Origin of the sequence: Mesorhizobium sp. ESP-6-2, from assembly GCF_020164675.1 — a bacterium.
Taxonomy (GTDB): Bacteria; Pseudomonadota; Alphaproteobacteria; order Rhizobiales; family Rhizobiaceae; genus Mesorhizobium.
In genome coordinates, this window is the sequence record NZ_JAIUGT010000001.1 from 501,519 (window position 1) to 527,937 (window position 26,419).

A 26,419-nucleotide genomic window follows, 5' to 3' on the forward strand; every position below is an offset into this window, starting at 1 on the left:
ATACCTCGCCGGCCGAGAACTCTTGTCGCGGAACCGCCAAATGTCGAAAACGAAAGACGTCAAGAAGGTCGTGCTCGCCTATTCCGGCGGCCTCGACACATCCATCATCCTGAAATGGCTGCAGACCGAGCTCGGCGCCGAGGTCGTGACCTTCACGGCCGACCTCGGCCAGGGCGGCGAATTGGAGCCGGCGCGCCGCAAGGCCGAGTTGATGGGCATCAAGGACATCCGCGTCGTCGACGTGCGCGAGGAATTCGTCGCCGACTTCGTCTTCCCGATGTTTCGCGCCAACGCCGTCTATGAGGGCACCTATCTGCTCGGCACCTCGATCGCCCGGCCGTTGATCTCCAAGCATCTCGTCGAGATCGCCAAGGAGACCGGCGCCGACGCCATCGCTCACGGCGCCACCGGCAAGGGCAATGACCAGGTACGGTTCGAGCTTTCGGCCTATGCGCTCAATCCCGACATCAAAGTTATCGCGCCCTGGCGCGACTGGTCGTTCAAGTCGCGCACCGACCTCATCAACTTCGCCGAGCAGCACCAGATCCCGGTGCCGAAGGACAAGAAGGGCGACGCGCCGTTCTCGGTCGACGCCAATCTCCTGCACTCGTCCTCCGAGGGCAAGGTGCTCGAGGACCCGTGGAGCGAGCCGCCGGAATTCGTCCATCAGCGCACCGTCTCGCCGATGGACGCGCCGGACAAGGTCACCGAGATCGAGATCGAATTCCTGAGGGGCGATCCGATCGCGCTCGACGGCAAGAAACTGTCGCCGGCGACGATGCTGGCGGCACTCAACGACCTCGGCCGCGACAACGGCATCGGCCGGCTCGACCTCGTCGAGAACCGCTTCGTCGGCATGAAGTCGCGCGGCGTCTACGAGACCCCCGGCGGCACCATCCTTATCGCTGCCCACCGAGCCATCGAATCTATCACGCTCGACAGGGGAGCTGCCCACCTCAAGGACGAGTTCATGCCGCGCTACGCCGAACTCATCTACAATGGCTTCTGGTTCGCGCCCGAGCGGCTGATGCTGCAGGCGATGATCGACAAGAGCCAGGAGGATGTCGAAGGCACGGTGCGTCTGAAGCTCTACAAGGGCAATGTCATCGTTACCGGCCGTAAGTCGAAGAAGACGCTCTATTCCGACGCGCTGGTGACCTTCGAGGACGACCGCGGCGCCTACGATCAGAAGGACGCCGCCGGCTTCATCCGCCTCAATGCGCTGAGGCTGCGCACACTGGCCGCACGCAACCGCCGGGACTGACCACTCTCCCAGTCAGCGAACAGGAAACCCGGCGTCGCGGCCGGGCTTTCTGCTGAAAAGCAATTCCAGGAAAGTGTGTACAGTTTTCCCGGGAAAGCGCGCAGCGCTTTCCCTATTGCGGTTCGCCGTTTCCGTGAAACGGTGAACTGCCCTGACGATTACTCGCCATCGATTGCGGTGGCGATACGGGCGATGGCCTGTTGATAGACACTCGCCGAGTTCCAGCCGGCAATTGCACCCATATTCGACTGAGCGCTCGCGCCGGCCTGCCAACCATGCGCCTTGAGGAAGTTGGCCGTGGATGCCAGCGCGGTGCTCTTGTCGCGCAGGTTTCCGCTGCCCACCCCATATTTCAGGACATTTCCGGGCAGGAACTGCGTGTGGCCGATCTCGCCATGCATGGCCCCGACCGACGAGGCGGTCAACGTTCCGCGATCGACCAGCTTCAGGGCCGCAATGGCATGCGGCTGAAAGTAGTCCGGGCGGCGGCAGTCATAGGCAAGCGTCAAAATGGCGGACACCGTGTTCTGATTGCCCATGGAGGCGCCGAAGCCCGTCTCCATGCCCCAGATGGCAAGCAGCACGCCCGGCGAGACGCCGTAGGTCCGTTCGATCTTGTCGAACAGTGCCGCATTCGATTTCTTCAGCGCCCGGCCCCTGGAAATGATCGCCGCCCCGCCGCGGCGCTTCATGAAGGCTTCCACCGAGCCGCTGAAAGCCTTGTGGATGGCGCGGTCCGCGGAAATGGTCCTGGTCGCGTAGGTCGCGCCGGCCAGGGCGGCCAGTCCTCTCGAACCCACGCCCTCGGCCCTGGCCTCCGCTGCGAAGTCCTGCTTCCAGGCATCGAAGCCGGCTCCGGTCTTGCCACAGCTGGCCGCCGCCTGTGCGCCCGTCGCCAGCGCAAGCATCGCCACCACAGTGGCCGCTGCAAACATCTTACCCTTGGCAAGAAATGCCATGTTGTTCTCTCCTGGTTGCCTGAATCACGTCCCGGCCGGAATTTGCCAGTGAAACGCGCACTTGTCACTGTCGCGCGCGCAAGCTGGCCAATGGAAGGGAATTTGCCTACGATCAAGCAAATATTGTGGCAAGAACCACCCATGGCCTGACGATCCTTGCGCCATGTTGCTCAATGACGTCACAGTCGGGAACGACGTCTGTCGGCCGGCGTTTTGCACGACGCGCCTTCCCCCTGTTCCCTGGTCCGAGACCGAGATGAAACTCTTCGACTGTCCTCATTGCGGCCATCGTCTCTATTTCGAGAACGCCCGGTGCCTGAACTGCTCCAGTGCCGTGCTCTACGATCCGCAGCGCGCCCGCTTTGCCCTGTCCGGTGCCGACGGCGGCTCCCCATGCGCCAACGCCGACGAATGCGCCTGCAACTGGATGGCCGAGCCGGGACAGCCCTTCTGCCGCGCCTGCGCGCTCAACCAGCTGATCCCCGACCTCTCCGTCGACGGCAACCGCCGCCGCTGGATACGCGTCGAGGCCGCGAAGAAGCGCGCGGTCTATTCGCTGCTGGCTTTCGGACTGCCGGTGACGCCCAAGCAGAACCCCGCCGACGAGGCCGGCCTTGCCTTCGACTTCCTTGCCGATCCGATCGGCGGCGGGCCGGGCGGCGAGCGCATCCTGACCGGCCACGACAATGGCCTGATCACCCTCAACGTCGCCGAAGCCGACTCCGCCGAGCGCGAAAGGCGGCGCGTTGAGATGGGCGAGAATTATCGCACCTTGCTCGGCCATTTTCGCCACGAGCTCGGCCACTACTACTGGGACCGGCTGATCCGCGACAATCCGCAAAGGCTTGACGCCTTCCGCGCGCTGTTCGGCGACGAGCGCACCGGCTACGAGCAGGCATTGAAGAACCACTATGCCAATGGTGCCCCACCCGACTGGCAGCAACGCCACATCTCGCCCTATGCCACCTCCCATCCCTGGGAGGATTGGGCCGAAAGCTGGGCCCACCACCTGCACATCACCGACACGCTGGAAATGGTCCATGCGCTGAACTTCCCGCTCGGCCGGCTGGAGACGGTGGAAGCCAACGAATTGCCCCAGGGCGACACCGGGGGCATGCTGCAACCAGCGCCGTCCGAGCCGACACCCGCTCCCGAACCGTTCGAAAAGATTCTGTCGCGCTGGCTGGTGCTGTCGGAAGCCTCCAATTCCATCAATCGCTGCATGGGCCTGCCCGACCTCTACCCCTTCGTCATCTCGGATGTCGCCGCGCGCAAACTGGCCTTCGTTCACGACCTTCTGACCGGCCCGCCGCAAGAAACGGGAACAAATCGTGAGTTGGCTTCAACATTTTAGCTGGAACGCATGCGCCGCTCTCCCGTTTTCGCTGCCGAGGGACCATGAAACGGAGAGAAAACATGAAATCCGTATTGTTTCCCGCGGTCGCCGGGATGCTCACGCTCTTCTCGGGCGCCGCCATGGCCGACACCCCCGTCTCCGCAATCACCGATCTCAACGTCCGCGCCGGCCCAGGCCCGCAATATCCTGTCATCGGCGTGCTCGCCGCCGGCCAGTCGGCTACGCTCAATGGCTGTATCGAAAACAGCAAATGGTGCACCATCGCCGAAGCCGGTGGCCAGGGCTGGGTCTATTCGGACTATGTGACGGCTGATTTCGGCGGCAACCGGGTCGTGTTGACGCGACGTCCGCTCGGCTCCAGCGTCGCCGTCGTGTCGCCGCCCGAGGGCTATTCCACCGACTACACCGGCTCGATCATCGCCGGCGAGCCGGTCGAGGACGCTATCCCGCAGCCTCCCGCCGAAGTCAGGACCTATGTCGACACGCATCGCGTCGACCCTGTCTATCTTGAGGGCGAGGTGGTCACCGGGGCCGTATTGCCCGAGAGCGTCGAGTTGCGCGAGATTCCCGATTACGACTACCGCTATGTCTATGTGAACGGCCAGCCGGCGCTGATCGACCCGCAGACGCGGCGCATCGTGTATGTGGTGCGTTGAGGCGGATAGCACACGAGTTTAATATCGGAGCATGCCTTTCGCCTGCCGACAGGCAGGCGAGGGCGGCTCGAATGTGCCGAAGGCTGGCGGGGCGTACCGAACAGGAATGATTGCGCAGAACCGCCCGATCCCATAGATCATGCGACGCGAAGCACCAGCTTGCGAGAGAGCGTGATATCGGACCCTGCCGCCTTCGAGCATTATCGAAACACAGCCAACGAAAAGACGACCCTGCCGCGCCTGCTTCTCGGGACCGGGATCGTCGTCCTGTTCTGGGCCGCAACGACGGTGGTCGTGCTGCTGGGCGGCACCTACGCCTTTTTCGCCTGGCGGACAGCGCAAGGCGGGGCTGCGCCAGCCGGCGGCATGCAGGGCTTCCTTGCGTCGCCCATAGGCATTCTCACTGCGCTCGCGTCTTTCGCCGGCATCTGGATCGGCTTGTGGATCGCCATGCGCTGGGTGCATGGCGAGAAGCTGTCGGCGCTCCTCGGCAACAGCCGCCGCATTTCGCGCTCGGGCTTCGTCAAGGGATTGGTCGCGGTGTTGGTCACGTCGCTTGTATCCGAGGTCCTGCTCTACCTGATGCAGCCCGAGATCGCGCGCGGCTCGATCGCCCTGTCGTCCTGGCTGCTGTTCCTCATCCCGATCCTCGCGCTCACTTTTCTGCAGACGTCGTCGGAAGAGGTGCTGTTCCGCGGCTACCTGCTGCGCGGTCTGGCGTACCGCTTCAAGAGCCCGTTGATCTGGGCGCTGCTGCCGGGCCTGCTGTTCACCTCGCTCCACTGGAGCCCGAGCTCCTCGGCGGCCATTAACGCCTCCGTACTGGTCTCGATCGCCGCTTTTGCACTGCTTCTGACGCTTGTCGTTTATGCCACCGGCAATCTCGGCGCGGCCCTTGGCGCCCATCTCGGCAACAATCTGACCGGCTTCCTGCTGATCTCGCATCAGGAAAGCTACAACTCCTTCGCCCTGTTTACCGCCAGACCTCTCGAAGGGCCGGGCTGGGCGACATCGGATGCGGTCCTCATCGCCATGATCGGCATCGCCTGCAGCCTGCTGACGATACTGCTGCTCTTACACCCGCGCTCGCCGCTGAGGGTCTCGGCCGAACCTGCAGACGGAACGAAGGCGACCTGATTGCTGCGCAGGGAGACCGGCGGATCCTTGTCTTGACTCCGCGGCCGTTTTCATGTCTACAGCCCCGAATTCCGCGACGAGTATCCCTCCGAGCAAGCCGACCAGGACGCCGAAGCCTCTTTGAGGCCAAGTGCTGTAAACAGATCCTGGAGGCCAACACCCGGCAGCGCTGTGCGCCCCCGGGTGCTTTTTGGTTTTGGCTTTTGCTTGCCACGAGACTTGGACACTTGGCGCGAACGCATTACCTCTCGGGCACCATCCGGTTGCCAGGGAAAAGGAAACAGAATGTTTGAATCACTTCAGGAGCGCCTTGGCTCCATCCTGAACGGCCTGACCGGCCGCGGCGCGCTGTCGGAGGCGGATGTCTCGGCGGCGCTCCGCGAGGTGCGCCGTGCGCTGCTCGAGGCCGACGTGGCGCTGGAAGTGGTGCGCTCCTTCACCGACAAGGTGCGCGAGAAGGCGGTCGGCGCGGCGGTGCTGAAGTCGATCAAGCCCGGCCAGATGGTCGTCAAGATCGTGCATGACGAGCTGGTCGACATGCTCGGCGCCGAAGGCGTCGCCGTCGACCTCAACGCACCGGCGCCCGTCGTCGTCATGATGGTCGGCCTGCAGGGTTCCGGCAAGACGACGACCTCGGCCAAGATCGCCAAGCGGCTCACCGAGCGTCAGAACAAGAAGGTCCTGATGGCCTCGCTCGACACGCGGCGCCCCGCCGCGCAGGAGCAGTTGCGCCAGCTCGGCGAGCAGGTTAAGGTGGCGACGCTGCCTGTCGTCGCCGGCCAGAACCCGGTCGATATCGCCAAGCGCGCCGTGCAGGCAGCCAGGCTCGGCGGCCACGACGTGGTCATCCTCGACACTGCCGGCCGCACCCATATCGACGAGCCGCTGATGGTCGAGATGGCCGACATCAAGAAGGTGTCGGGCCCGCACGAGATCCTGCTGGTGGCCGACTCCTTGACCGGCCAGGACGCCGTCAACCTGGCCAAGAGCTTCGACGAGCGCGTCGGTATCACCGGGCTGGTGCTGACCCGCATGGACGGCGACGGCCGTGGCGGCGCCGCGCTCTCGATGCGCGCCGTCACCGGCAAGCCGATCAAGCTGATCGGCACCGGCGAGAAGATGGACGGGCTGGAGGAATTTCACCCAAAGCGCATCGCCGACCGCATTCTCGGTATGGGCGACATCGTTTCGCTTGTCGAAAAAGCCGCCGAGAACATCGACGCCGAGCAGGCGGCGGCGATGGCCAAAAAGATGCAGTCGGGCAAGTTCGACCTGAACGACCTCGCCCAGCAGCTTCAGCAGATGTCGAAAATGGGCGGCATGGGCGGCATCATGGGCATGATGCCCGGCATGGGCAAGATGAAGGACCAGATGGCCGCAGCCGGTCTCGACGACAAGATGTTCGGCCGCCAGCTCGCCATCATCTCCTCGATGACCAAGGCCGAGCGCGCCAACCCCGATATTCTCAAACATTCGCGCAAGAAGCGCATCGCCGCCGGCTCCGGCACCGATGCCGCCGAGATCAACAAGCTGTTGAAGATGCATCGCGGCATGGCCGACATGATGAAGGCGATGGGCGGCAAGGGCAAAGGCGGCGGCCTGATGCGCGGCATGATGGGCGGACTCGCCTCCAAGATGGGCCTCGGCGGTATGATGCCCGGTGGCATGGGCGGCATGCCTGACCTCTCCAAGATGGATCCCAAGCAGCTTGAAGCCTTGCAGAAGCAGGCGCAGGCCGCCGGCCTCGGCGGCATGAAGGGCCTACCTGGCGGACTTCCCGGCGGCGGCCTGCCAGGCCTGCCCGGCGGCATGAAACTTCCGGGGCTTCCCGGCCTCGGCGGAGGCGGACTGCCGGGCCTTGGCAAGAAGAAGTGAGAATACGGATGAACGAGGAAAAGGACATGGCGGACGCCCGCACCATCCTGGCAGGCTACCGTGCTTCGATCGACAACATCGATGCCGCCCTCATCCACATGCTGGCCGAGCGCTTCCGCTGCACCAAGGCGGTCGGCCTGCTCAAAGCCGAGCATGGCTTGCCGCCGGCCGACCCGGCCCGCGAACAGCAGCAGATCGCCCGTCTTCGCCAGCTGGCGGATGATGCGCATCTCGACCCGGATTTCGCGGAGAAATTCCTCAATTTCGTCGTCCGCGAAGTGATCCGCCACCACGAACAGATCGCCGCTGCCAACGGCGTGACGAAAACCGGCTGAAGACAGAGATTTAGCCGCAACCTATCAACGAGATCAGAGCTTTTAGGAGATAAGAAATGGCACTGAAGATCAGACTGGCCCGCGCGGGCTCGAAGAAGCGTCCCTACTACCACGTCGTCGTCGCCGACGCGCGCTCGCCGCGCGACGGCCGTTTCATTGAGTCGCTCGGCTCGTGGAACCCGCTGCTGCCGAAGGACGGCGAGCGCGTCAAGGTTGACGCCGAGCGCGTCAAGCACTGGCTTTCGCACGGCGCCCAGCCGACCGACCGCGTGCTGCGCTTCCTCGACGAGGCCGGCCTCGCCAAGCGCGACGCCCGTTCCAACCCGAAGAAGGCCGAGCCCGGAAAGAAGGCGCAGGAGCGCGCCGCGCTTCTGAAGAAGGCGCAGGACGACGCCGCTGCCGCCGTCGCGGCGGCCGCGGCCGCACCGGCCGAGGCAGAGCCCGCCACGGCCGAGTAATCGATCATCGATCGGCGTTTTCGAAACGGCGGGCTAAGGGCCCGCCGTTTGCTATTTCGAATTCATTCGACGGATGCTGCCTCTCAATACCCGCTCGGGCAGCGATCGATATAGACACGGCCGCGGCTATCGCGATAACGGCAGCGGCCCGGTTCGCTGGCCCGCCCGATCAGCGCGCCGGCCACGGCACCGACCGCGCCGCCAACCACGGCGCCCTGGACGGGATCGCCCGCCACCGCCGCACCAACCGCTGCTCCGCCCAGGCCGCCGACGGCCGCGCCTTTTTCCGTCTGCGAACAGGCGCCAAGCGCTGCCGTCAGCACCAGAATGGTCATGATTTTCTTCATTGTCGTTCCTCTCTCACGGGGATCGCCGTCCTCGCCGCCATGTTCTTAACTCCCAGGCGGCCAATTTGATCCCTAGACATTGAAGGCCGGCGCTTCGCCGCGCCTGCCAAGGCCATACCGATCTCCGGCAAGCATGTGAAATCGTTGATGTTCTCACGCCGTAGCACAGTTCTTTCGCCGATTCGTCCGTGCAGCGCGCCGGCGCGGCTATCGGCGCGCTTCGGTCGCGTATATGAAGAGCCGGCGGGCGTGGCCCGTCAGATAAGAGCAGGCGACATGGCCGGAGAGACAGATCTGAAGGCATTGCTGGCGTCGATGACGCCGGAGTTGATTGCCGGCATCCATGTCTTCGTCACGCTGCCGGCGGGCGTATCGGTTCCGGAAGGGCTCGAAGCGGTCATGTTGTTTCGCGAACGCGAAGGCACGACATTGATCCTGCTCGGAGACGAGGCGCAGGCAGCCGGGCTGGAAGCCGCTTTCCGCTGCCGCATGATAACGCTGAACATCCATTCGTCGCTGGAAGCCGTCGGCTTCCTCGCCGCCATCACCGCGCGCCTTGCTGCCGCGGGCATCGGCGTCAATCCCGTCTCCGCCTTCTATCACGACCACCTGTTCGTGCCGGCCGACCGGGCCGAAGAAGCACTGCATCTGCTGCGGGAACTGGCCAAGGACAGCGCCGGCTGAAACGGCGCCGGCTGCACTCCGTCCAGCACCCCTCAACAGTCTCGGCGCAACGCGCCGATCCACCTTCTCCCGCAAGGGAGAAGGGAGAAGCACCCGGCCGAAGGCCGAGCCCGCGACTGCGGGCCGCCGGTTGTCCGGCGCCCGCGCGGAGGGCCAGCCGCGCAAGCGGCGGTGCGGCCCTGAGCGACAGCCAAACAGCCGTCAGGCCGCCTTCTTCTTCGGCTGGATCAGGCCGCGCTCGACCAGCAGTTCGGCAATCTGCACGGCGTTGAGGGCGGCACCCTTGCGCAGATTGTCGGAAACGATCCACATCGACAGGCCGTTGTCGATGGTCGAATCCTCGCGGATTCGTGAGATGAAGGTGGCGTCCTCGCCGGCCGATTCCAGCGGCGTGATGTAGCCGCCGTCCTCGCGCTTGTCCAAGACCTGGCAGCCCGGCGCCTCGCGCAGGATGTCCCGCGCCTCGTCGGCGGTGATCGGCTTTTCGAACTCGATGTTGACCGCTTCCGAATGGCCGATGAACACCGGCACGCGCACGCAGGTCGCCGTCAGCTTGATCTTGGGATCGAGCATCTTCTTGGTCTCGGCGACCATCTTCCACTCTTCCTTGGTGAAGCCGTCGTCGAGGAAAACGTCGATATGCGGGATCACGTTGAAGGCGATGCGCTTGGTGAACTTCTTGACGTCGACCTGGTCGGCGACGAACACGGCGCGTGTCTGCGTGAACAGCTCGTCCATGCCTTCCTTGCCGGCGCCCGACACCGACTGGTAGGTGGCCACGACGATGCGCTTGATGGTGGCCGCGTCATGCAGCGGCTTCAGCGCCACGACAAGTTGCGCCGTCGAGCAGTTCGGGTTGGCGATGATGTTCTTGCGGGTGAACAGCGAGATCGCGTCCGGGTTCACTTCCGGCACGATCAGCGGCACGTCGGCGTCGTAGCGGAAGGCCGAGGAATTGTCGATGACGACGCAGCCCTGCTTGCCGATCCTGGGGGACCATTCCTTCGAGACATTGCCGCCGGCCGACATGATGCAGATGTCGGTGTCGGAAAAGTCGTAGGTGTCGAGCGCCCGGACCTTCAGCGTGCGGTCGCCGAACGACACTTCCGTGCCCTGGCTGCGCCGCGAGGCAAGCGCCACCACTTCGCTGACCGGAAAACCGCGCTCTTCCAGTATGTTGAGCATTTCGCGGCCCACATTGCCCGTGGCGCCAACTACCGCAACCTTGAAACTCATAAAGATCTCCTATCCCTCTCCGCTTGGTTGTTGGAGAAAACCCGCCGGCCAGGTGCGGGTTCCGTCCCCCGGGCCGAACCCGGGAGAGGGTGGTCAGGCCAAGGGAATCACACCGTTTTGGTGGTGGTTTTGGCCGTTATATTGCTGGAACGGGGGGACGCGCCGAGACGCCCGGCCCAATGGTGCTCATTGAGGCTGGGGGCGTCGAATGCAAGAAGAGCCATCAAAAGGCCGCGCATCGAAAAACGATCCCGTTCGAAGCGGGCTTTTACGCGGTTTGCGGCAGGAGTCAATTGCGATGAGGCGCGGCGTGGCCTTCTCTCGTCTTGACGAAGGCGGAGCCGCTTGCCCTGTACAAGAGCGGCGCCAGCAAGTACGAACGGCCAAGATTGTCTGGCTGGCGTGGCGCCGGCCCGCCTCGTGCTCCATGATGAGCGCAGAACCCTGAATTCCGAAAGAGCGAGATGTCCAACTTCGAAGGTATCGTTCCGGCGCTGGCAAAGGCGCTGGAAAAACGCGGCTATGCCGAACTGACACCGGTGCAGAAGGCGGTCCTGGAACTTGGCCAGGCCGACGCGCTGGTGTCGGCACAGACCGGTTCGGGCAAGACGGTGGCCTTCGGCCTTGCCATGGCGCCGACGCTCCTGGGCGGCGCCGAACGCTTTGCCCGTGCCGCGGCCCCGCTGGCGCTGGCGGTGGCGCCGACGCGCGAGCTGGCGCTGCAGGTGACGCGCGAACTGGAATGGCTCTACGAGCTGACCGGCGCCACGGTCGCCTCCTGCGTCGGCGGCATGGACATGCGCACGGAACGGCGCGCGCTGGAGCGCGGCGCTCATATCGTCGTCGGCACGCCCGGCCGGCTGCGCGACCACATCACGCGAAACTCGCTCGATATGTCGGCGCTCAAGGCGGTGGTGCTGGACGAAGCCGACGAGATGCTCGATCTCGGTTTCCGCGAGGACCTGGAATTCATCCTCGACGCCGCCCCGGACGAGCGCCGCACGCTGATGTTTTCGGCCACCGTGCCGCGCTCGATCGCAACCCTCGCCCAGGGCTATCAACGCGACGCCGTGCGCATCTCGGCCGCCGGCGAGGAGAAGCAGCATCTCGACATCGAATACCGGGCGCTCAGCGTCGCCCAGGCCGACCGCGAGAACGCCATAATCAATGTGCTGCGTTTTTACGAGGCGAAGAACGCGCTGGTGTTCTGCAACACCCGTGCCGCCGTCAACCACCTGACGGCGCGCTTCAACAACCGCAATTTTTCCGTCGTCGCGCTCTCGGGTGAGCTCAGCCAGAACGAACGCAGCCACGCGCTGCAGGCGATGCGGGATGGCCGCGCCAAGGTCTGCATCGCCACCGACGTGGCGGCGCGCGGCATCGACCTGCCCAATCTCGAACTGGTGATCCATGCCGACCTGCCGACCAACCCGGAAACGCTGCTGCACCGAAGCGGCCGCACTGGACGCGCAGGTCGCAAGGGCGTCAGCGCGCTGATCGTGCCGGGCAGCGCCCGCAGGCGCACCGAACGGCTGCTGGCGAGCGCAAAGCTGACCGCGACATGGGCAAGTCCGCCATCCGCCGACGACGTGATCCGGCGCGACGACGAGCGCATCCTTGCCGATCCCGCTTTCGACGAACCGGTGAAGGACGACGAGCGCGCCTTCATCGAAGCGCTTCTCGCCAGGCATGGCGCTGAGCAGGTGACGGCCGCCTTCGTGCGGCTGTGCCGCTCCAGCCGCTCGGCGCCAGAGGATCTGATGGACGTCGCGCCGTTCACGCCATCGCGCGAAAGACCGGCGGGCGAAAACTTGGCGCGCCGCGACGAGGCGCCCAGCCGCCGCGACGATTTCGGCGCCAGCGTCTGGTTCTCGCTCTCGGTGGGGCGCCGGCAGAATGCCGAGCCGCGTTGGCTGATCCCGATGCTGTGCCGCACCGGCAGCATCACCAAGCGCGAGATCGGCGCCATCAAGATGCAGCCGGAAGAGACCTTCGTGCAGATATCAGCCGACTGGGCCGACCGTTTCCTCGCCGCCATCGGTCCCGACCGCAAATTGCAAGGTAACATCGTGGTGAAACGGCTGGACGGCACGCCGGACCTGTCGCGCGTCGGCTACCAGCCGCCAAGTCTCGACAAGAAACCGCATCGCGGCAAGACACCGTTCGACCCGAACGCGCCGAAGCGCAAATTCGAGAAGCGCGTGCCGGCTGGCGATCAGCGCCCCGCCGCATCGGACGCGAAGCCTTGGGCGAAGAAGCCGGGCAAGCCGAAATTCGACAACGCCGGACCGCCGAAACATAAGAAGGCGAAGAAGCGGCCGAGCTGAAGTCTTCCGGCGCCAAGGCAGCCGTCGCATTTTCATGCCCGCCCTTGCGATCCGCCGGAACTTTGAACAGTCTGGGCGGGGCGTTCGGGGATCGGGACATGCGCGGCGAAGTTCTTCGCTATGACGAGGCCCAGGGCTTCGCAATCTCGGGTAGTATGTGGCGACGCAATGTGAAATGGGGGCAGAGCATGCGCGGGGCGGTGTTCCATTATGACGAAGGTCAGGACTATGGTTACATCGACGGAATCGACGGCAAACGCTATATCTTTTCCCGTACCGATCTGAGCCAGGAACTCATCCTAGTCAGGGGTGCTCTTGTCGAGTTCCAGCCGGACGACGGCACTGCGCATAACATAGTCGCGGTGGCCTCGGCCGCACCGCCGTCTAGTACCGGTCAGCCACGGCAGACCAGTCGTTCTGCCCCAAGTCGGCCGGCCTACCCCACAGGGCTGTGGGCTTACTTCTGGCGCGCGGTGATTGCGGACTACAGCAATTTCAACGGACGCTCCCGCCGCAAGGAATTCTGGGCCTTCTGGCTATTCTACACTCTCGGGATATTCACGCTTTTCGGCTTCGGGATACTTGTTGACCTGGCGATCAATGGCTTCGAAACCAACGCGGACAGGGCGCCGATAGGGTCCACAGGGTTCATACCCCTCCTGGTTTTCCTTTCGGGATTGATCCTGCCTTGGATTGCGCTCGTCGTGCGGCGTGTGCATGACGCCGGCCTGAGCGGCTGGTTTGCCCTGCTCTGCTTCATCCCGCTCATCGGTGGCATCGCCTTGCTAGTCTTCGGGCTTATGCCGCCTCAGCTGGGCGACAACCCTTGGGGACCCGTGCCGGCGGGAGTCAGGGTTTGACCGCCTCCAGCGCCTCGCCCGAAAGCCTGAGAAATAGCTTCTGGCCATGACGTTCGGCGCCAAGCCGGTCGTAGAAGCGCAGCGCGCCTTCGTTCCAGTCCTCGGTGGTCAGGTCGATGCGGCCGATGCCGTGACGTCGGCAATGCCCGGTGAGAAAGCTGATCAGCGCCCGGCGGACGCCGGCGTTGCGAGCCTTGTCGCGCACGAACAGGTCCTTGAGAAACTGCAAACCGCTCGAGATCGATGCCGGAATGCGCGATCGCCACCGACGCCAGGCCGCTGACCTTGCCCTCGACGAAGGCCAGCGCGAAATGCGGATAGGCCGGGCTTCCTCGCGAGCCATTTCCGTGCCGCCGACAAGGCGCGCGTGGTCGAGCGGCGGTTGCCGGTATTGCACCGCCATTTCGCACAGCACGGTGGCGAGCGCCGTCGCGTCGTCGGTCGTCGCCCGGCGGACGTCGACCGTCATGGGCTCAGCCCAGGAACTTGGCGATGATCGCGTCGCCCATCTCGACCGTGCCGACTTCGGTCATGCCTTCGGACATGATGTCTTTCGTCCGCAGGCCCTGATCAAGCACGGCGGCGATGGCGCCTTCCAGCCTGTCGGCTTCCGCGACCATGCCGAAGGAATAGCGCAGGCACATGGCGAAGGAAGCGATCATGGCGATCGGGTTGGCGATGCCCTTGCCGGCGATATCGGGCGCCGAACCGTGCACCGGCTCGTAAAGCGCCTTGCGCTTCTTGGTCTTGGCATCCGGCGCGCCGAGCGAGGCGGAAGGCAGCATGCCGATCGAGCCGGTCAGCATGGCGGCGATGTCGGACAGCATGTCGCCGAACAGATTGTCGGTGACGATGACGTCGAACTGCTTGGGCCAGCGCACCAGTTGCATGCCGCCGGCATCGGCCAGCATGTGGTCGAGCTTGACGTCGGAATATCGGGCCTTGTGGGTCTGGGTGACGACCTCGTTCCACAACACGCCGGACTTCATGACGTTGCGCTTTTCCATCGAGGTGACATGGTTCTTGCGCGTGCGCGCCAATTCGAAGGCGACGCCCGAAATGCGCTCGATCTCGAACGTGTCGTAGACCTGCGTGTCGATGCCGCGCTTCTGGCCGTTGCCGAGATCGATGATCTGCTTGGGCTCGCCGAAATAGACGCCGCCGGTCAGCTCGCGCACGATCAATATGTCGAGGCCTTCGACCACCTCCTGCCTCAGCGAGGAGGACGCCGCCAGCGCCGGATAGCAGATCGCGGGCCTGAGATTGGCAAACAGCTCCATGTCCTTGCGCAGGCGCAGCAGGCCGGCCTCGGGACGAACCTCGTAAGGCACGGCATCCCATTTCGGACCGCCGACGGCCCCGAACAGCACGGCGTCGGCGGCAACAGCCTTTGCCATATCGGCATCGGAAATCGCGGCACCATGTGCATCGTAAGCGCAGCCGCCGACCAGTCCCTCGTCGGTGGCGAAGCCGCTGCCGAGTTTCTCGTTCATGGCCGCTATCAGCTTCTTGACCTCGGCCATCGCCTCGGGGCCGATGCCGTCGCCGGGGAGCAGGAAAAGATGCTTCGTTGCCATGGAGAAACCGTCCCAGAAAGATTTCGTTTCGATTTGCACAGCGCCCTTTGGCCGCCAGGAGGCGCGGCGCTGTGCGACCGCGGCCTTGCTAAACGCCAAGCGCTTGCCGCGCAAGCCCGCAAGGGGCTTCCATGTTCACCGATGCGAGAGAATGTTGACCAGCCGGCCGAAGGGATCGCGCACATAGAAGCGGCGCACGCCCCAGGGCTCGTCGGCCGGCCCGTATTCGATGGCGAAGCCGGCTGACTTCATGGCGTCGAGCGCTGCATCGACATCATCGACCTCGATCGACAGGTCCGGCACCGGCGTGCCCGACCCGCCTTGCGCCATGAAGCTGACCTGCACCTGCATTCTTTCCCCGGAACCATAGGTGGCGATCCAGCCTTGATCCATGAGTACATCGAGGCCGAGCACGTCGTGATAGAAGCGCTTCGCCGCCGCGATGTCCCGCGTCTCGATATTGGCCACGATGCGCCGCACCTTCATGGCATGGCCCTCCTCAGTCTGTGCGCCGCAGCGCCGTTACCTCGATCTCGATCTTCATCTCCGGCCTGTTGAGCTGGCACACGATCATCGTCGCCGCCGGCCTGATGTCGCCGAACGCCTCGCCCAGGATCGGGAACACCACATCCACGAAGGCTTGGTCGGTGATGTAGTAATGGGCGCGCACCACGTCGGCCATCTCGAAGCCGCCGTCCCGCAGCGCCTTGGCTATGGTCGCCAAGCAATTGCGCGTCTGCGCCTCAACCGTTTCCGGCATCGTCATCGAGGCATAGTCATAGCCGGTCGTTCCGGACACGAAACACCAGTCGCCCTGCACCACGGCGCGTGAATAGCCGGCGGTCCTCTCGAAGGGCGAACCGGTGGAGATCAGCTTTCGCATGGCATCCTCGCAAAGGGGTGTTCGCAACCACTTTGCGGGCAAAGGCCTCGCGCGGCCATAGGCCAGACGGAGCTGGCCGTTGTCCCGATGACCTTGATCGTCCGCTGGGCCTCAGCTCGCCAGCCGGCTGACCATCTCGTGCTGGGCGTAGGCGCGGCCGAAGCGGTTGGCGAGGAAGGCGTCGAGCGCGATGTCCTCCTGCTTGACGAAGCCGGTCGCGGGCAAGGTGCCATCGGCCAGCATGTCGAGCACGGCGCAGATTCCCGATGCCGTGGTGATCTGGATGGCGCTGCGCACCGTCTGGCCGACCCGCTTCGAATAGATCTTGTTGGCGTAGGTCTCCTGCAGCAGCCGGCCGTTCTTGCGCCCCGAGACGGTGACGAAGACGATGACCACGTCCTGCAGCGTCGCTGGCAGCGCGCTTTCGAAAATGTCCTTCAGCACCTCGCGGCGGTGACGCAGGCCAAGATCGTTGAGCAGCGCCTTCATGATGGCGGCGTGGCCGGGATAGCGGATGGTGCGGTAGTTGAGCGTGCGCACCTTGCCCTTCAGCGTCTCGGCCAGCGTGCCCAACCCGCCCGAAGTGTTGAAGGCCTCGTAGGTCACTCCGTCGAGCGAGAATTCCTCGCGCTCCTCCAGCGGCGGCACCTCGACCAGCTCGCCCTCGACGATCGCCTCGCAGGGCTCGCAATATTCGTTGATGACGCCGTCGGTGCTCCAGGTCAGATTGTAGTTCAGCGCGTTCGAGGGATATTGCGGCAGCGCGCCGACCCGCATGCGCACGCTTTCCAGCGTGTCGAAACGGCTGGCGAGATCGTTGGCGACGATCGAGATGAAGCCCGGCGCCAGCCCGCATTGCGGGATGAAGGCGCCGTTGGCCGAACGCGCCAGTTCCTTCACGCGCCGGGTCGAGACGACGTCCTCCGTGAGGTCGAGATAATGCACATCGGCGCTTGCGGCGGCTTCGGCGATGCGCGTGGTCAGATGGAAGGGAGCGGCGCTGAGCACCGCGAATTTTCCGGCGAGCGCAGCTTCCAGCGTGCCCGCGGCCGCGATGTCGAGTTCCAGCGTCTCGACGCCATCAGGCAGCTCGGCCGCGGCAAGCTGCGCGGCCGAGCGGTCGACGAGGGTGACGTGATAGTCCCCGGTTGAAAACAGCATCTCGGCAATGGTCGAGCCGATCTTGCCGGCACCGACGACAACAATTTTCTTCATGATGCGGTTCCCTCGCCCGACAGTTGATTTGTTCCCCTACAATCGCGGCTTGCTGGACGAAAGGAAGCGTGTAATTGTCCGAAATGAAGTACCCTTTTTGCCGATATGCCGACCAGGTTCGTTGAAATGCTCAGTGATGCCGACCAAGCCCTGCTTGCCTTGCTGCGCGAGAACGCACGCGCCTCGACCGCCGCGCTGGCGCGCCGGCTCGGCGTGTCGCGCACCACCGTGCAGAGCCGTATCGAACGGCTGGAGCAGCGCGGCATCATAGCCGGCTACGGCGTCAAGCTTGCGCCCGATTATGAACAGGGACTGGTGCGGGCGCATGTGCTGCTCACCGTGACGCCCAAGCTCGCCGACAAGGTGGTGCGCAGCCTGCGCGCCCTGGCGCCGGTCAGGACGCTGCATTCGGTAAGCGGCAATTTCGACATGATCGTCATCGCCGACGCGCCGTCGATCAAGGACCTGGACACGCTGCTCGACCAGATCGGCGCCCTCGAAGGGGTCGAACGGACGTCGTCGTCGATCATCCTGTCGACGCGGATCGATCGCTAGGCTGTTCCGGGAAACCGGCTTCCCTGGGTACTTGCGCCCTTTCGCCCTCCTCGGCCACAGATGGCCCGGACGGCGGCCTCAGCCTCCCAGCGGGTAGGGCATGTAGCCGACGAAGCCCGCGATCTTCCAGTTGCCGCCGACCTTCCTGCAGAAATACAGCGTCTGCCATTTCAGCCGATCGACGCCGCCATCCGCCTTGGCGACGGTGCCGTCGAATTTCTTGTGCAGCACGGCGCGGTCGCCGTCGACATCGATGTCGCGCAGATTGGTGACGCGGAACAGCGCCTCGCGCAGCGGCTCGGCGAATTTGGTCGCCGCCGTCTCCTTGGCCTGGCGCAGCCACTCGTCGCGGTAGATCTCCAGCCGTGGGAACTGTAGCCGCCAGGCGTCGGCGTTGGCCAGAAAATGCGCGTGCATGCCGAAGAAGCTTTCGGCGACGAAATCGTCCTCGACCATGGACCAGTCCTGACCGATGAAGGCATCGATGTCGCGCCGCACCAGCATCTCCCAAAGCGCGTGGCGGTCGGCATCGCCGGATGGAAACGGATTCTTGTCGAAGGTCATTCTCGGTTCTCCGCTCTGGAAATGCGCCCGGCCCGAATGGCTTGGAGCTCGGCCGGCGAGCGCACGATGCAAGCGCTTCTGTAATAAAGCAACGTGGATTTCCAAGAATGTTGCTTTCCAACAAGGCCTCTATCGGGATCGCCTCGATCGGGGTAAATCTCGGCCGAAGCGGGCGCTCCCATAGTGTCCCGTCATATCGTCAGAGGAGGTCCGCTCTTGCCCAAGCAATGTTTTGGAACGTCGCATGTCCCGCTGTCACCCGCGGTGCGGGCCGGCGACTTCGTCTATGTCTCGGGCCAGGTGCCGGTCGGCGGCGACGGCATCGTCGTCAAGGGCGGCATAACGGAACAGACGGAGCAGGTGCTTTCCAACGTCAAGGCGGCGCTGGCGCTGGCCGGCTGCACCATGGACGATGTCGTCAAGACCACCGTCTGGCTGGAGGACGCGCGCGACTTCGGCGCCTTCAACACCGTCTATGCCAGGCATTTCCCGAAGAACCCGCCGGCCCGCACCACGGTCGAATCGCGGCTGATGATCGACATCAAGATCGAAGTGGAAGCCGTCGCCTACCGGCCGCTCTGACGGCCGTCGGCGAGGATGGAACGAAGCGGAGAGGCGCGCCCGATGCAATTTGATCTTCTGTTCAAGGGCGGGCGGCTGATCGATCCGGCGGCCGGGCTCGACGCGCCGCGCGATCTCGCCATCGCCGATGGCCGCATCGCCGCCATCGATGCCGACATTCTCGCCGACCGCGCGGCCCGCGTCATCGATGCCAGGGACCGCATCGTCGCGCCCGGCCTCGTCGACCTGCACAGCCACGTCTATTGGGGCGGCACCTCGCTCGGCGTCGATGCCGACCGGCTGGCGGCCAAGAGCGGCACCACCACCTTCGTCGACGCCGGCAGTGCCGGCGCCGGCAATTTCCTCGGCTTTCGCCGTCATGTCATGGAGCGCTCGAAGGTGCGCATCCTGGCCTATGTCAACATCTCCTTCGCTGGCATTTTCGGCTTCTCGCAGACAGTGTCGGTCGGCGAGTGCAGCGACCTCAGGCTCTGCGAACCGCGCGAGGTGGTGGCGGCAGTGCGCGAGCATGCCGACGTCGTCGTCGGCGTCAAGGTCCGCTCCGGCAAGCATGCCGGCGGCACCAGCGGCATCGCGCCGGTCGATCTGGCGCTGGAGGCATCAGACAAATCCGGTCTGCCGCTGATGGCGCATATAGACGAGCCGCCGCCCGGACGCTCGGAAGTGCTGCCGCGCCTGCGCAGGGGCGACATTCTCACCCATTGCTTCCGGCCCTTTCCCAACGCGCCGGTCTTCGCCTCCGGCGCGGTGCGGCCCGACATGCGGCTGGCGCGCGAGCGCGGCGTCATCTTCGATCTCGGCCACGGCATGGGCTCGTTCGACTTCGAGGTCGCTCGCGCCATGCTGGCCGAAGGGCTGGCGCCCGACGTCATCTCGAGCGACGTGCATCTCTACTGCGTCGACGGTCCGGCCTTCGACATACTGGTGTGCATGTCGAAGCTGCTGGCGCTCGGCATGCCGCTGGTCGAGGTGCTGCGCGCGGCCACCCAAGCGCCGGCACAGGCGATCGCGCGGCCTGACCTGGGCACGCTCAAGGTCGGAACCGCCGGCGACGTCGCGCTGCTGCGGCAGCACTCCGGCCGCTTCACCTTCATCGACGCGGTCGGCGCCTCGCTGGTCGCAGACCAGCGGCTGGTCTGCGAAGGCATCGCCATCGGCGGCGCCTGGTGGCCGAACGAGACGGTGAACGATATCGGCGACACCGAGCGTTTCGAGGCGCATGCCGCGCATACGCATGTCGAGGTGGCGGCGAGGCATTTCGGGCGATGATTGGCCAATCTCCCCTCTCGTGGGGGAGATAGAACGTCACCGCTGTGCGTTGCTGACGGCCCCGTAAACCGGCGTCTCGATCCCTTCCATCCGCGCCTTGATCTGCAGCGCCACATATTTCGAATAGAAGCGCGAGAGCGCCAGATTGCCGCCGTGGAACCACAGCGCTTCTTGCGCCGTCGGTTTCCACATGTTGCGCAATTCGCCCTGCCATGGCCTGGGGTCGCCCTTGACGCCGGAGCCGAGGCCCCAGCACGGGCCGACCTTGTCGGCGACCTCGCGCGAGACGATTTGCGCCACGGTCTCGTTCACCGACTGATAGCCGGTGCAGGCAATGATGGCGTCGGCTTCAAGCTCGCTGCCGTCCTCGAAGAGAACGCCTTTCGCCGTCAGCGACTTGATCGCCACGCCGCTGCGGATGCCGATCTTGCCGTCGATGATCAGGTCCGAAGCGCCGACATCGATGTAGTAGCCGGAGCCGGTGCGGTAGGCCTTCATCAGCAGGCCGGTCTCGTCGTCGCCGAAGTCGAGGGCGAAGCCGGCGGCGGCGAGGCGTTCGTAAAAAGCCGCGTCGCGCGCGCGGATGACGTCGTAGAGCGCCCGCTGGCCCTTGGGCACCAGCGCGAAGGGCGTCGAGGCGACGATCATGTCGGCCTTTTCGGTGGTGATGCCGCGCGCCAGCGCGTTCTCCGAAAAGATCTCGAAACCGACTTCCATCAGCGTGTCCGACTTGACCACGGTCGTCGGCGAACGCTGGATCATGGTGACCTCGGCGCCGCTTTCCCAGAGATCGACGCAGACGTCATGCCCGGAGCTCGCCGCGCCGATGACGGCGACCTTTTTGCCGCGGAATTTCTCGCCGCTGGAATACTGGCTGGAATGCAGGATCTCACCCTTGAACCGGTCGGCGCCGGGCAGTTCGATCGGCCGCGCCGGACCATAGGCGCCGGTGGCGAAGACGATGTGCTTCGGCTTCAGCGTGATGTGCTGGCCGACGCGGTCCACGACCACGGTCCAGACCTTCTCCACCTCGTCATAGCTGGCGCTGACGCATTTGGTGGCGACCCAATAGTTGAGCTCCATGACGCGCGTGTACATTTCCAGCCAGTCGCCCATCTTGTCCTTGGGCGTGAAGACCGGCCAATTGTCGGGAAACGGGATATAAGGCAGATGGTCGTACCAGACCGGATCGTGCAGCACGAGGGTGCGGTAGCGCTTGCGCCAGGAATCGCCCGGCCGGGCATTCTTCTCGATGACGATCGAGGGCACGCCGAGCTGCCTGAGCCGCGCGCCCAGCATGATGCCGCCCTGGCCGCCGCCGATGACCAGGCAATAGGGCTGCTCCGAAGCGCCAAGCTCGCGGGTCTCGCGCGCCCGCGCCTCCGACCAGGTCTCGCGCTCCGGGTCGGCCTTGTGGCGCACGCCCAGCGGCCGCGCCGCGCCCTTGCGCTCCTCGAATCCTTTGAGGTCGGTCATTGCAGTGAACAATGTCCGGCAGCGGCCGTCGCGCAGGCGCATGATGCCCTGGCCCGAGGCCACAGCGGTCTCGAAGGTGAACCAGGCCTCGATGATGCCTTCGTCCGAGGTGGCTTCGCCGGTGAGCTGCCATCTTGCCGGCCGCGTCGTCGTCAGCGTCGCCTGCAGCATGTCGGCGATCGCCTCGCGGCCTTCCATCGTGGTGATGTTCCAGGTGAAGGTCAGGAGGTCGCGCCAGTAGCAATCGTCGACGAACAGGTTGGTCGCGGCGGGGACATCGCCGGCATCGAGCGCTTGCGCCAGGGATGCGAGCCATGCGGCTGCCTGTTTCGTCGGTGCCATTTCGAGCATTTTTCTCTTTCCCTCTTAACTTCTCAAGTCAGCGCCGCGCGTCCTGTCCTTCTCTCCTTGTGGGAGAAGGAAAACGTGCGCTAGTCCCCGAGCGGCTCCATCTCCTTGCCGGTGCGGTGGATCTGGGCATTGTATTTGATACGGCGGACCGTCTCGCGGGCCGAGCCGTCAAGCTTATAGGCGGCAGCTACCGCCATGAGGTCGATCATGGCCAGGAAGGCGAAGCGCGACGCCGTCGGCTTCAGCGTATCGGGATATTCCGGCACCGCCACGGTCAGCCTGACATCGCCGACGCGCGCGAGCTCGGTGTCGGGCGCCGTCACGCAGATGGCATTGGCGCGGTAGTGCTTGGCGAGTTCGACCGCCTCGATCACCTCGCGCGTGCGCCCCGTCGCCGAAATGGCGATCACCAGGTCGCCGGGCTTCAAGGTCGAGGCGGTCATGCGCATGAGATAGGGGTCGCATTGCGCGCTGATCGATATGCCGTAGCGAAACAGCCGGTATTGCGTTTCCTGCGCCAGCGCCGAGGAACTGCCGCCGAGGCCAAACACCGTGACCTGGCGCGCCTTGGCGATCAGTTCGGCGGCTTTCTGCAGCTGGACCGGGTCGAGCTGCCGCTCGGCCTCCTGCAGCGCCCGGCGCGCTTCGCCGAACACCGCGTTCCAGAACGGCATGCCGGTGTCGCTCTCCCTGGCTGGCGAAGTGTCCAGATAGAGCGCTCCGACTACCAGGCTCTGCGCCAGTTTCAGCTTGAAATCACGCACGCCCTCGCAGCCGATAGCGCGGCAGAAGCGGGTCACCGTCGGTTCGCTGACGCCGGCACGCTGGGCAAGGGCTGCATTCGAGGCATCGACCGCGTATTTGACGTCGTCGAGCACGACATCGGCGACGCGGCGCTCGGCCGGACGCAGCTCGGCATAGGTATCCTTGACCAGCGAGATGATGTCGGGAATGCGCCGCACAGGCTCGCGCCCGTCCGCTTCGCCATCCGTCATCAGGTTTTCCCGGCTGTCAGCTTCGGTCATGAAGTGGCCTTCCCTGGTCCCTTGTCGACCTCTTACCATGCTTGCACGCTGTCGTTCCATGTGCACGGCCCCGCTGCAACTGCTGCGTGCCGTTGCGGCATGTCACCCGGCTTTGCCCATCTGCAACGTCCGCCTTCTTGTGCCACTTTTCCCGAGTATGTAGGAAAGCAACACGCATTTCAAGATAAAGAAAAGACAATGAAAGCAGACATATGGAGGAATAGGCGGCTCTGAAAGGCGGAACGATCGCGCTCTTCGCTTGACACCAAAGTAGGATAGTTACAGATTGATTTTTGGCAGTCGATTGGACGCACTCTCCGAGGGGCGGATGAACGCAGGCGAAACAACAGCGCCGAAGCTTGGTGTGCAGGCAGCGACCAAGATCTATCACACCGCATCCGGCGACCTCCTGGCGCTGGACCGGTGCAGCCTCGACGTCCACGCCAATGAAATCATTTCGATCGTCGGCCCGTCCGGCTGCGGCAAGACCACGCTTTTGTGGTCGATGTCGGGCTTGCACAGCCTGACCGGCGGCGAGATCCGGCTCGACGGCGTCAAGATCACCGGGCCGCATCCCGACATCGGCATCGTGTTCCAGGAAGCGAACCTGCTGCCCTGGCGCAATCTCGATGCCAACATCCGCTTTCCCTTCGAGATCAAGGGCGAGAAACCAGACCGCGCCTGGATCGCGCATCTGCTCCACCGCGTCGGGCTCGACGGTTTCGGCGGCAAGTTCCCGCGCGAGCTTTCGGGCGGCATGCAGCAGCGCGCCGCGATCGTGCGGGCGCTGGCGCCAAAACCCTCCGTGCTTTTGATGGACGAGCCGTTCGGCGCGCTCGACAGTTTTACCCGCGAGGAGATGAACCGTCTCGTCGAGGAGATCTGGCTCGACACCAAGACCACCATCGTCTTCATCACCCACAGCATCGAGGAAGCGATCTTCCTCTCCGACCGCGTGGTGGTGCTGAGCGCGCGGCCCGGCCGCGTCGCGAGGGAGTATCGCGTGCCGTTCGCGCGGCCGCGCTCGCTGGAGATCATGGCGACGAAAGAGGTTTTCGACCTCACCAACCGGATCAAGATGGACATCGTCGGCGAGCGCGCCAGGCCCAAGGCACCGGAACAGGAACGAGCCAGCGCCGAGATCGTGAGGATCAGGCCGTGAGCGACGCCATCCCGGAATTCTCGAAATCGGGTGCCAAGTCCGGCGAGGGGCAGGACGTCAGCCTGACCAATCTCTCGGCCTTCGCCAGCGGTCCCGGCATCAAGTCGGGCAAGGAGGTGGCGGCCATCATCGCTGTCGCCGTGATCATCATCGGCGGCATCGAACTGGCGCTGCGCCTGTTCCATGTGCCGCTCTACATCATGCCGCCGCCAAGCTCGATCGCCTACGCGCTGTTCGACGAGTTCCCGCTGATCGCGCCGCATCTCGGCTATACGCTGGTCGAGCTGGTTTCCGGCTTCGCCATCGGCGCCGTCGTCGGCCTGGTGCTGGCCGCCGTCATCACCCAGTTCCCCTTCGCCGAGAAGATCGTCGCGCCCTACATATTGCTGCTCGTCACCACGCCGATGCTGGCGCTGGTGCCGCTTTTGATCCTGCGCTTCGGTTTCGGCTACACGCCGCGCATCATCGCGGTGGCGCTGGCCGCCGGGCCGATGGTGATGATCAACGCAGCCACCGGCTTCCGCCACGTCGACAGCGCCAAGATCGCGCTGGCGCGCTCCTACGGCGCCAGCACCTTGCAGATGTTCTGGAAGATCCGCGCGCCGATGGCGCTGCCGATGATCCTGGTCGGGCTGATGATAGGCGCCATCTTCGGCCTGCTGACTGCCGTCGGCGCGGAGATGGTCGGCGGCGGCTTCGGCCTCGGCAACCGGCTCACCACCTATTCGTCGATGATCCAGATGCCGCAATTCTTCGCCGTGGTGCTGATCCTGTCGACGCTCGGCATCCTGATCTACGTGCTGTTCTTCCTGATCGGCAAGAAATGGGCGAGCTGGGAGGCTTGAGCACGAGATCCATGAACGTCCGGGAGCGGGCGAAAGGCCATCGATCAATAAGAAGGTCAATCAACAAAAGGGGAATGCCATGACCGACCAAAACTCATTCCAGACGGCGACAAGAACGGGCATCAGCCGCCGCACCTTCCTGCAGGTGACGGCGGCCGGCGTCGTGACCGCCACCGCGCTCGGTGCATCGGGCTTGAAGGCCAGGGCGGCGGCCTATGAAAAATTCACCTGGATCTCGCCGCGCGGCACACTCGAGGTGCTCGACGACTATCCTTATTGGGCAGCCAAGAAGGCGGGCTATTTCGACGGGCTCAGCACCGACATGCAGCCAGGCCCGTCGGACGGCACGGCGACGGTGAAGTTCGTCGATGTCGGCCAGGCCGATATGGGCTTTCCCTCGCCCGGCGTGTTCTCCTTCGCCATCCAGAACGGCATGAAGCTGAAGTCGGTGTTCCATATGGGCGCGCGCGACACGTTCTCCATCGCCTTCCGCAAGGGCGAGGGCACGAACGACCTGAAGAAGCTCGAAGGCAAGACCATCCTGCTCGGCTCCGCCGCCTGGCAGTCGATCACCGATCCGCTGCTCGCCGCGCAAGGGGTCGACATCAAGAAGGTCAAGTATGTCGAGGCCGGCTGGCCGACCTGGGGCACCGCGCTCGCCGGCGGCCAGGGCGACGCTGCCTTGTCGTGGGAGGGGCTGCGCGCCGAATGGATCGCCAAGGGTCTCGACTTCGAATACTGGCTCGGCGTGAAGAACTCCAAGCTGCCGGCCAACACCTTCGTCGTGCGCACGGCCGATCTGGAAGATCCCGACAAGAAGGCGTTCCTGGAAAAATATCTGCGCGGCTGGGCGATGGGGCTCGAATTCGGCTACCAGAACCCGCGCGCGGCGGTCGAAGCTGTGTTCGAGCAGTTCCCGACATTGGCCAAGAACCTCGGGCCGGAGCTCGGCACCACATCGATCCTGCAGCAGATCAACGTCTTCCGCGGCGACATGGACAAGCGCGGCGGCTGGGGCTCGCACGACATGGCGAGCTGGCAGGGCTTCTTCGACGAGATCCACAAGATCGGCCAGATCACCAATCCGGTAAAGGCCGAGGACGTCTGCACCAACGATCTCATTCCCGCGGCCAACGACTTCGACAAGGCCAAGGTCAAGGCCGATGCCGACGGCGTCAAGCTGTCGGAGGGCTTTGCCGCGCTCGATGTCGAGAAGATCAAGGCGCATCTGTTCGATTCGGCGGTGAAGTAGGGTTGCGCAATTGTTGGATGTCGGCGCTGCCCCTCATCCGCTCCAACGCTGGAGATTGGCGAAATCGGCGATGACAGCGTCTTTCTCCCCGTCACTATACGGGGAGAAATGCCCGGTAATGAGGGGCGGCGCAAACCTAAGATGATTGCCCTGGGCAAGTGATCAACA

The 26,419-nt window shown here is 64.5% G+C and carries 27 protein-coding genes; 16 read left to right on the forward strand and 11 right to left on the reverse strand.

The features are described 5' to 3' along the window. The first annotated feature begins 40 nt into the window (after nt 1–40). A complete protein-coding gene (locus tag LB532_RS02530; protein ID WP_140639561.1) occupies nt 41–1,264 on the forward strand; it encodes an argininosuccinate synthase in 1,224 nt (407 codons plus the stop codon). 158 nt (nt 1,265–1,422) lie between these two features. Here LB532_RS02530 and LB532_RS02535 read toward each other — a convergent pair whose 3' ends face one another. Continuing rightward, nucleotides 1,423–2,223 carry a lytic transglycosylase domain-containing protein gene (locus tag LB532_RS02535; protein ID WP_140514033.1) on the reverse strand — a complete coding sequence of 267 codons (801 nt, stop codon included), beginning with the start codon at nt 2,221–2,223 and terminating at the stop codon, nt 1,423–1,425. A 256-nt stretch (nt 2,224–2,479) separates the two neighbouring features. Between LB532_RS02535 and LB532_RS02540 the strand changes: the two genes are divergently transcribed. The 6 genes from LB532_RS02540 to rpsP all read left to right on the forward strand — a co-directional run bounded on the left by LB532_RS02540 (nt 2,480) and on the right by rpsP (nt 8,041). After that, the gene (locus LB532_RS02540; protein WP_140639560.1) at nt 2,480–3,577 is read left to right on the forward strand and encodes a putative zinc-binding metallopeptidase; all 1,098 of its coding nucleotides are present in this window, start codon (nt 2,480–2,482) and stop codon (nt 3,575–3,577) included. A gap of 62 nt (nt 3,578–3,639) precedes the next feature. Next, the gene (locus tag LB532_RS02545) at nt 3,640–4,236 is read left to right on the forward strand and encodes a DUF1236 domain-containing protein (protein WP_140559212.1); all 597 of its coding nucleotides are present in this window, start codon (nt 3,640–3,642) and stop codon (nt 4,234–4,236) included. A gap of 171 nt (nt 4,237–4,407) precedes the next feature. Next, nucleotides 4,408–5,373 (forward strand): CPBP family intramembrane glutamic endopeptidase, encoded by a 966-nt coding sequence (locus tag LB532_RS02550; protein ID WP_140639559.1) that lies wholly within the window; start codon nt 4,408–4,410, stop codon nt 5,371–5,373. A gap of 285 nt (nt 5,374–5,658) precedes the next feature. Next, entirely contained in the window at nt 5,659–7,248 is a 1,590-nt protein-coding gene (gene ffh / locus LB532_RS02555) for a signal recognition particle protein (RefSeq protein WP_140639558.1), read from the forward strand. A gap of 8 nt (nt 7,249–7,256) precedes the next feature. Beyond that, entirely contained in the window at nt 7,257–7,583 is a 327-nt protein-coding gene (locus LB532_RS02560; RefSeq protein WP_140492160.1) for a chorismate mutase, read from the forward strand. Nucleotides 7,584–7,639: 56 nt separating this feature from the next. After that, nucleotides 7,640–8,041: a 30S ribosomal protein S16 gene (rpsP, locus tag LB532_RS02565; protein ID WP_140492156.1), complete on the forward strand. Its 402-nt coding sequence runs from the start codon at nt 7,640–7,642 to the stop codon at nt 8,039–8,041. Nucleotides 8,042–8,124: 83 nt separating this feature from the next. On the opposite strand, the gene LB532_RS02570 is transcribed toward rpsP, so the two are convergent. Next, the gene (locus LB532_RS02570) at nt 8,125–8,388 is read right to left on the reverse strand and encodes a YMGG-like glycine zipper-containing protein (RefSeq protein WP_140639557.1); all 264 of its coding nucleotides are present in this window, start codon (nt 8,386–8,388) and stop codon (nt 8,125–8,127) included. 276 nt (nt 8,389–8,664) lie between these two features. Here LB532_RS02570 and LB532_RS02575 point away from each other — a divergent pair, with 276 nt between their 5' ends. Further along, nucleotides 8,665–9,072, forward strand: a complete 408-nt coding sequence (locus LB532_RS02575; protein WP_140639556.1) for an ACT domain-containing protein — start codon at nt 8,665–8,667, stop codon at nt 9,070–9,072. Nucleotides 9,073–9,273: 201 nt separating this feature from the next. On the opposite strand, the gene LB532_RS02580 is transcribed toward LB532_RS02575, so the two are convergent. Next, nucleotides 9,274–10,308, reverse strand: a complete 1,035-nt coding sequence (locus tag LB532_RS02580; protein ID WP_140639555.1) for an aspartate-semialdehyde dehydrogenase — start codon at nt 10,306–10,308, stop codon at nt 9,274–9,276. 464 nt (nt 10,309–10,772) lie between these two features. Here LB532_RS02580 and LB532_RS02585 point away from each other — a divergent pair, with 464 nt between their 5' ends. After that, nucleotides 10,773–12,635, forward strand: a complete 1,863-nt coding sequence (locus tag LB532_RS02585) for a DEAD/DEAH box helicase (RefSeq protein WP_140639554.1) — start codon at nt 10,773–10,775, stop codon at nt 12,633–12,635. A gap of 98 nt (nt 12,636–12,733) precedes the next feature. Further along, nucleotides 12,734–13,495, forward strand: coding sequence for a DUF805 domain-containing protein (locus tag LB532_RS02590; protein ID WP_224556329.1), 762 nt, complete (start codon nt 12,734–12,736; stop codon nt 13,493–13,495). Here LB532_RS02590 and LB532_RS02595 read toward each other — a convergent pair. From LB532_RS02595 to LB532_RS02615, 5 genes are all read right to left on the reverse strand, one after another. Then, nucleotides 13,485–13,964, reverse strand: a complete 480-nt coding sequence (locus LB532_RS02595) for a GNAT family N-acetyltransferase (RefSeq protein WP_224556330.1) — start codon at nt 13,962–13,964, stop codon at nt 13,485–13,487. The two genes, LB532_RS02590 and LB532_RS02595, sit on opposite strands and share 11 nt — an antisense overlap. Nucleotides 13,965–13,968: 4 nt before the next feature. Next, on the reverse strand, nt 13,969–15,072 hold the full coding sequence (leuB, locus tag LB532_RS02600) for a 3-isopropylmalate dehydrogenase (protein ID WP_140639553.1): 1,104 nt from the start codon (nt 15,070–15,072) through the stop codon (nt 13,969–13,971). A gap of 135 nt (nt 15,073–15,207) precedes the next feature. Continuing rightward, a complete protein-coding gene (locus tag LB532_RS02605) occupies nt 15,208–15,558 on the reverse strand; it encodes a VOC family protein (protein WP_140639552.1) in 351 nt (116 codons plus the stop codon). A gap of 13 nt (nt 15,559–15,571) precedes the next feature. Next, a complete protein-coding gene (locus LB532_RS02610; protein ID WP_140639551.1) occupies nt 15,572–15,955 on the reverse strand; it encodes a RidA family protein in 384 nt (127 codons plus the stop codon). 111 nt (nt 15,956–16,066) lie between these two features. Then, entirely contained in the window at nt 16,067–17,170 is a 1,104-nt protein-coding gene (locus LB532_RS02615; RefSeq protein ID WP_140639550.1) for a saccharopine dehydrogenase family protein, read from the reverse strand. Nucleotides 17,171–17,296: 126 nt separating this feature from the next. On the opposite strand from LB532_RS02615, the gene LB532_RS02620 reads away from it, so the two are divergent. Further along, nucleotides 17,297–17,725, forward strand: a complete 429-nt coding sequence (locus tag LB532_RS02620; protein ID WP_140492118.1) for an Lrp/AsnC family transcriptional regulator — start codon at nt 17,297–17,299, stop codon at nt 17,723–17,725. A 78-nt stretch (nt 17,726–17,803) separates the two neighbouring features. Here LB532_RS02620 and LB532_RS02625 read toward each other — a convergent pair whose 3' ends face one another. Continuing rightward, the gene (locus LB532_RS02625) at nt 17,804–18,289 is read right to left on the reverse strand and encodes a hypothetical protein (RefSeq protein ID WP_140639549.1); all 486 of its coding nucleotides are present in this window, start codon (nt 18,287–18,289) and stop codon (nt 17,804–17,806) included. Nucleotides 18,290–18,505: 216 nt separating this feature from the next. Between LB532_RS02625 and LB532_RS02630 the strand changes: the two genes are divergently transcribed. After that, a complete protein-coding gene (locus LB532_RS02630) occupies nt 18,506–18,871 on the forward strand; it encodes a RidA family protein (RefSeq protein WP_140639548.1) in 366 nt (121 codons plus the stop codon). 42 nt (nt 18,872–18,913) lie between these two features. Beyond that, complete coding sequence (locus LB532_RS02635) at nt 18,914–20,140, forward strand: amidohydrolase/deacetylase family metallohydrolase (protein ID WP_140639547.1); 1,227 nt, start codon at nt 18,914–18,916, stop codon at nt 20,138–20,140. Nucleotides 20,141–20,176: 36 nt separating this feature from the next. On the opposite strand, the gene LB532_RS02640 is transcribed toward LB532_RS02635, so the two are convergent. Together LB532_RS02640 and LB532_RS02645 are read right to left on the reverse strand one after the other, a co-directional pair. Continuing rightward, on the reverse strand, nt 20,177–21,967 hold the full coding sequence (locus LB532_RS02640) for an NAD(P)/FAD-dependent oxidoreductase (RefSeq protein WP_224556331.1): 1,791 nt from the start codon (nt 21,965–21,967) through the stop codon (nt 20,177–20,179). An 80-nt stretch (nt 21,968–22,047) separates the two neighbouring features. Next, nucleotides 22,048–22,992, reverse strand: a complete 945-nt coding sequence (locus LB532_RS02645; protein ID WP_140639545.1) for a MurR/RpiR family transcriptional regulator — start codon at nt 22,990–22,992, stop codon at nt 22,048–22,050. Between the two features lie 328 nt (nt 22,993–23,320). Here LB532_RS02645 and LB532_RS02650 point away from each other — a divergent pair, with 328 nt between their 5' ends. From LB532_RS02650 to LB532_RS02660, 3 genes are all read left to right on the forward strand, one after another. Then, nucleotides 23,321–24,154: an ABC transporter ATP-binding protein gene (locus LB532_RS02650; RefSeq protein ID WP_140639544.1), complete on the forward strand. Its 834-nt coding sequence runs from the start codon at nt 23,321–23,323 to the stop codon at nt 24,152–24,154. Beyond that, nucleotides 24,151–24,999, forward strand: coding sequence for an ABC transporter permease (locus LB532_RS02655; protein WP_140639543.1), 849 nt, complete (start codon nt 24,151–24,153; stop codon nt 24,997–24,999). The genes LB532_RS02650 and LB532_RS02655 overlap by 4 nt, the downstream gene beginning before the upstream one ends. A 79-nt stretch (nt 25,000–25,078) precedes the next feature. After that, the gene (locus LB532_RS02660) at nt 25,079–26,251 is read left to right on the forward strand and encodes an ABC transporter substrate-binding protein (RefSeq protein ID WP_140639542.1); all 1,173 of its coding nucleotides are present in this window, start codon (nt 25,079–25,081) and stop codon (nt 26,249–26,251) included. Nucleotides 26,252–26,419 lie beyond the last annotated feature (168 nt).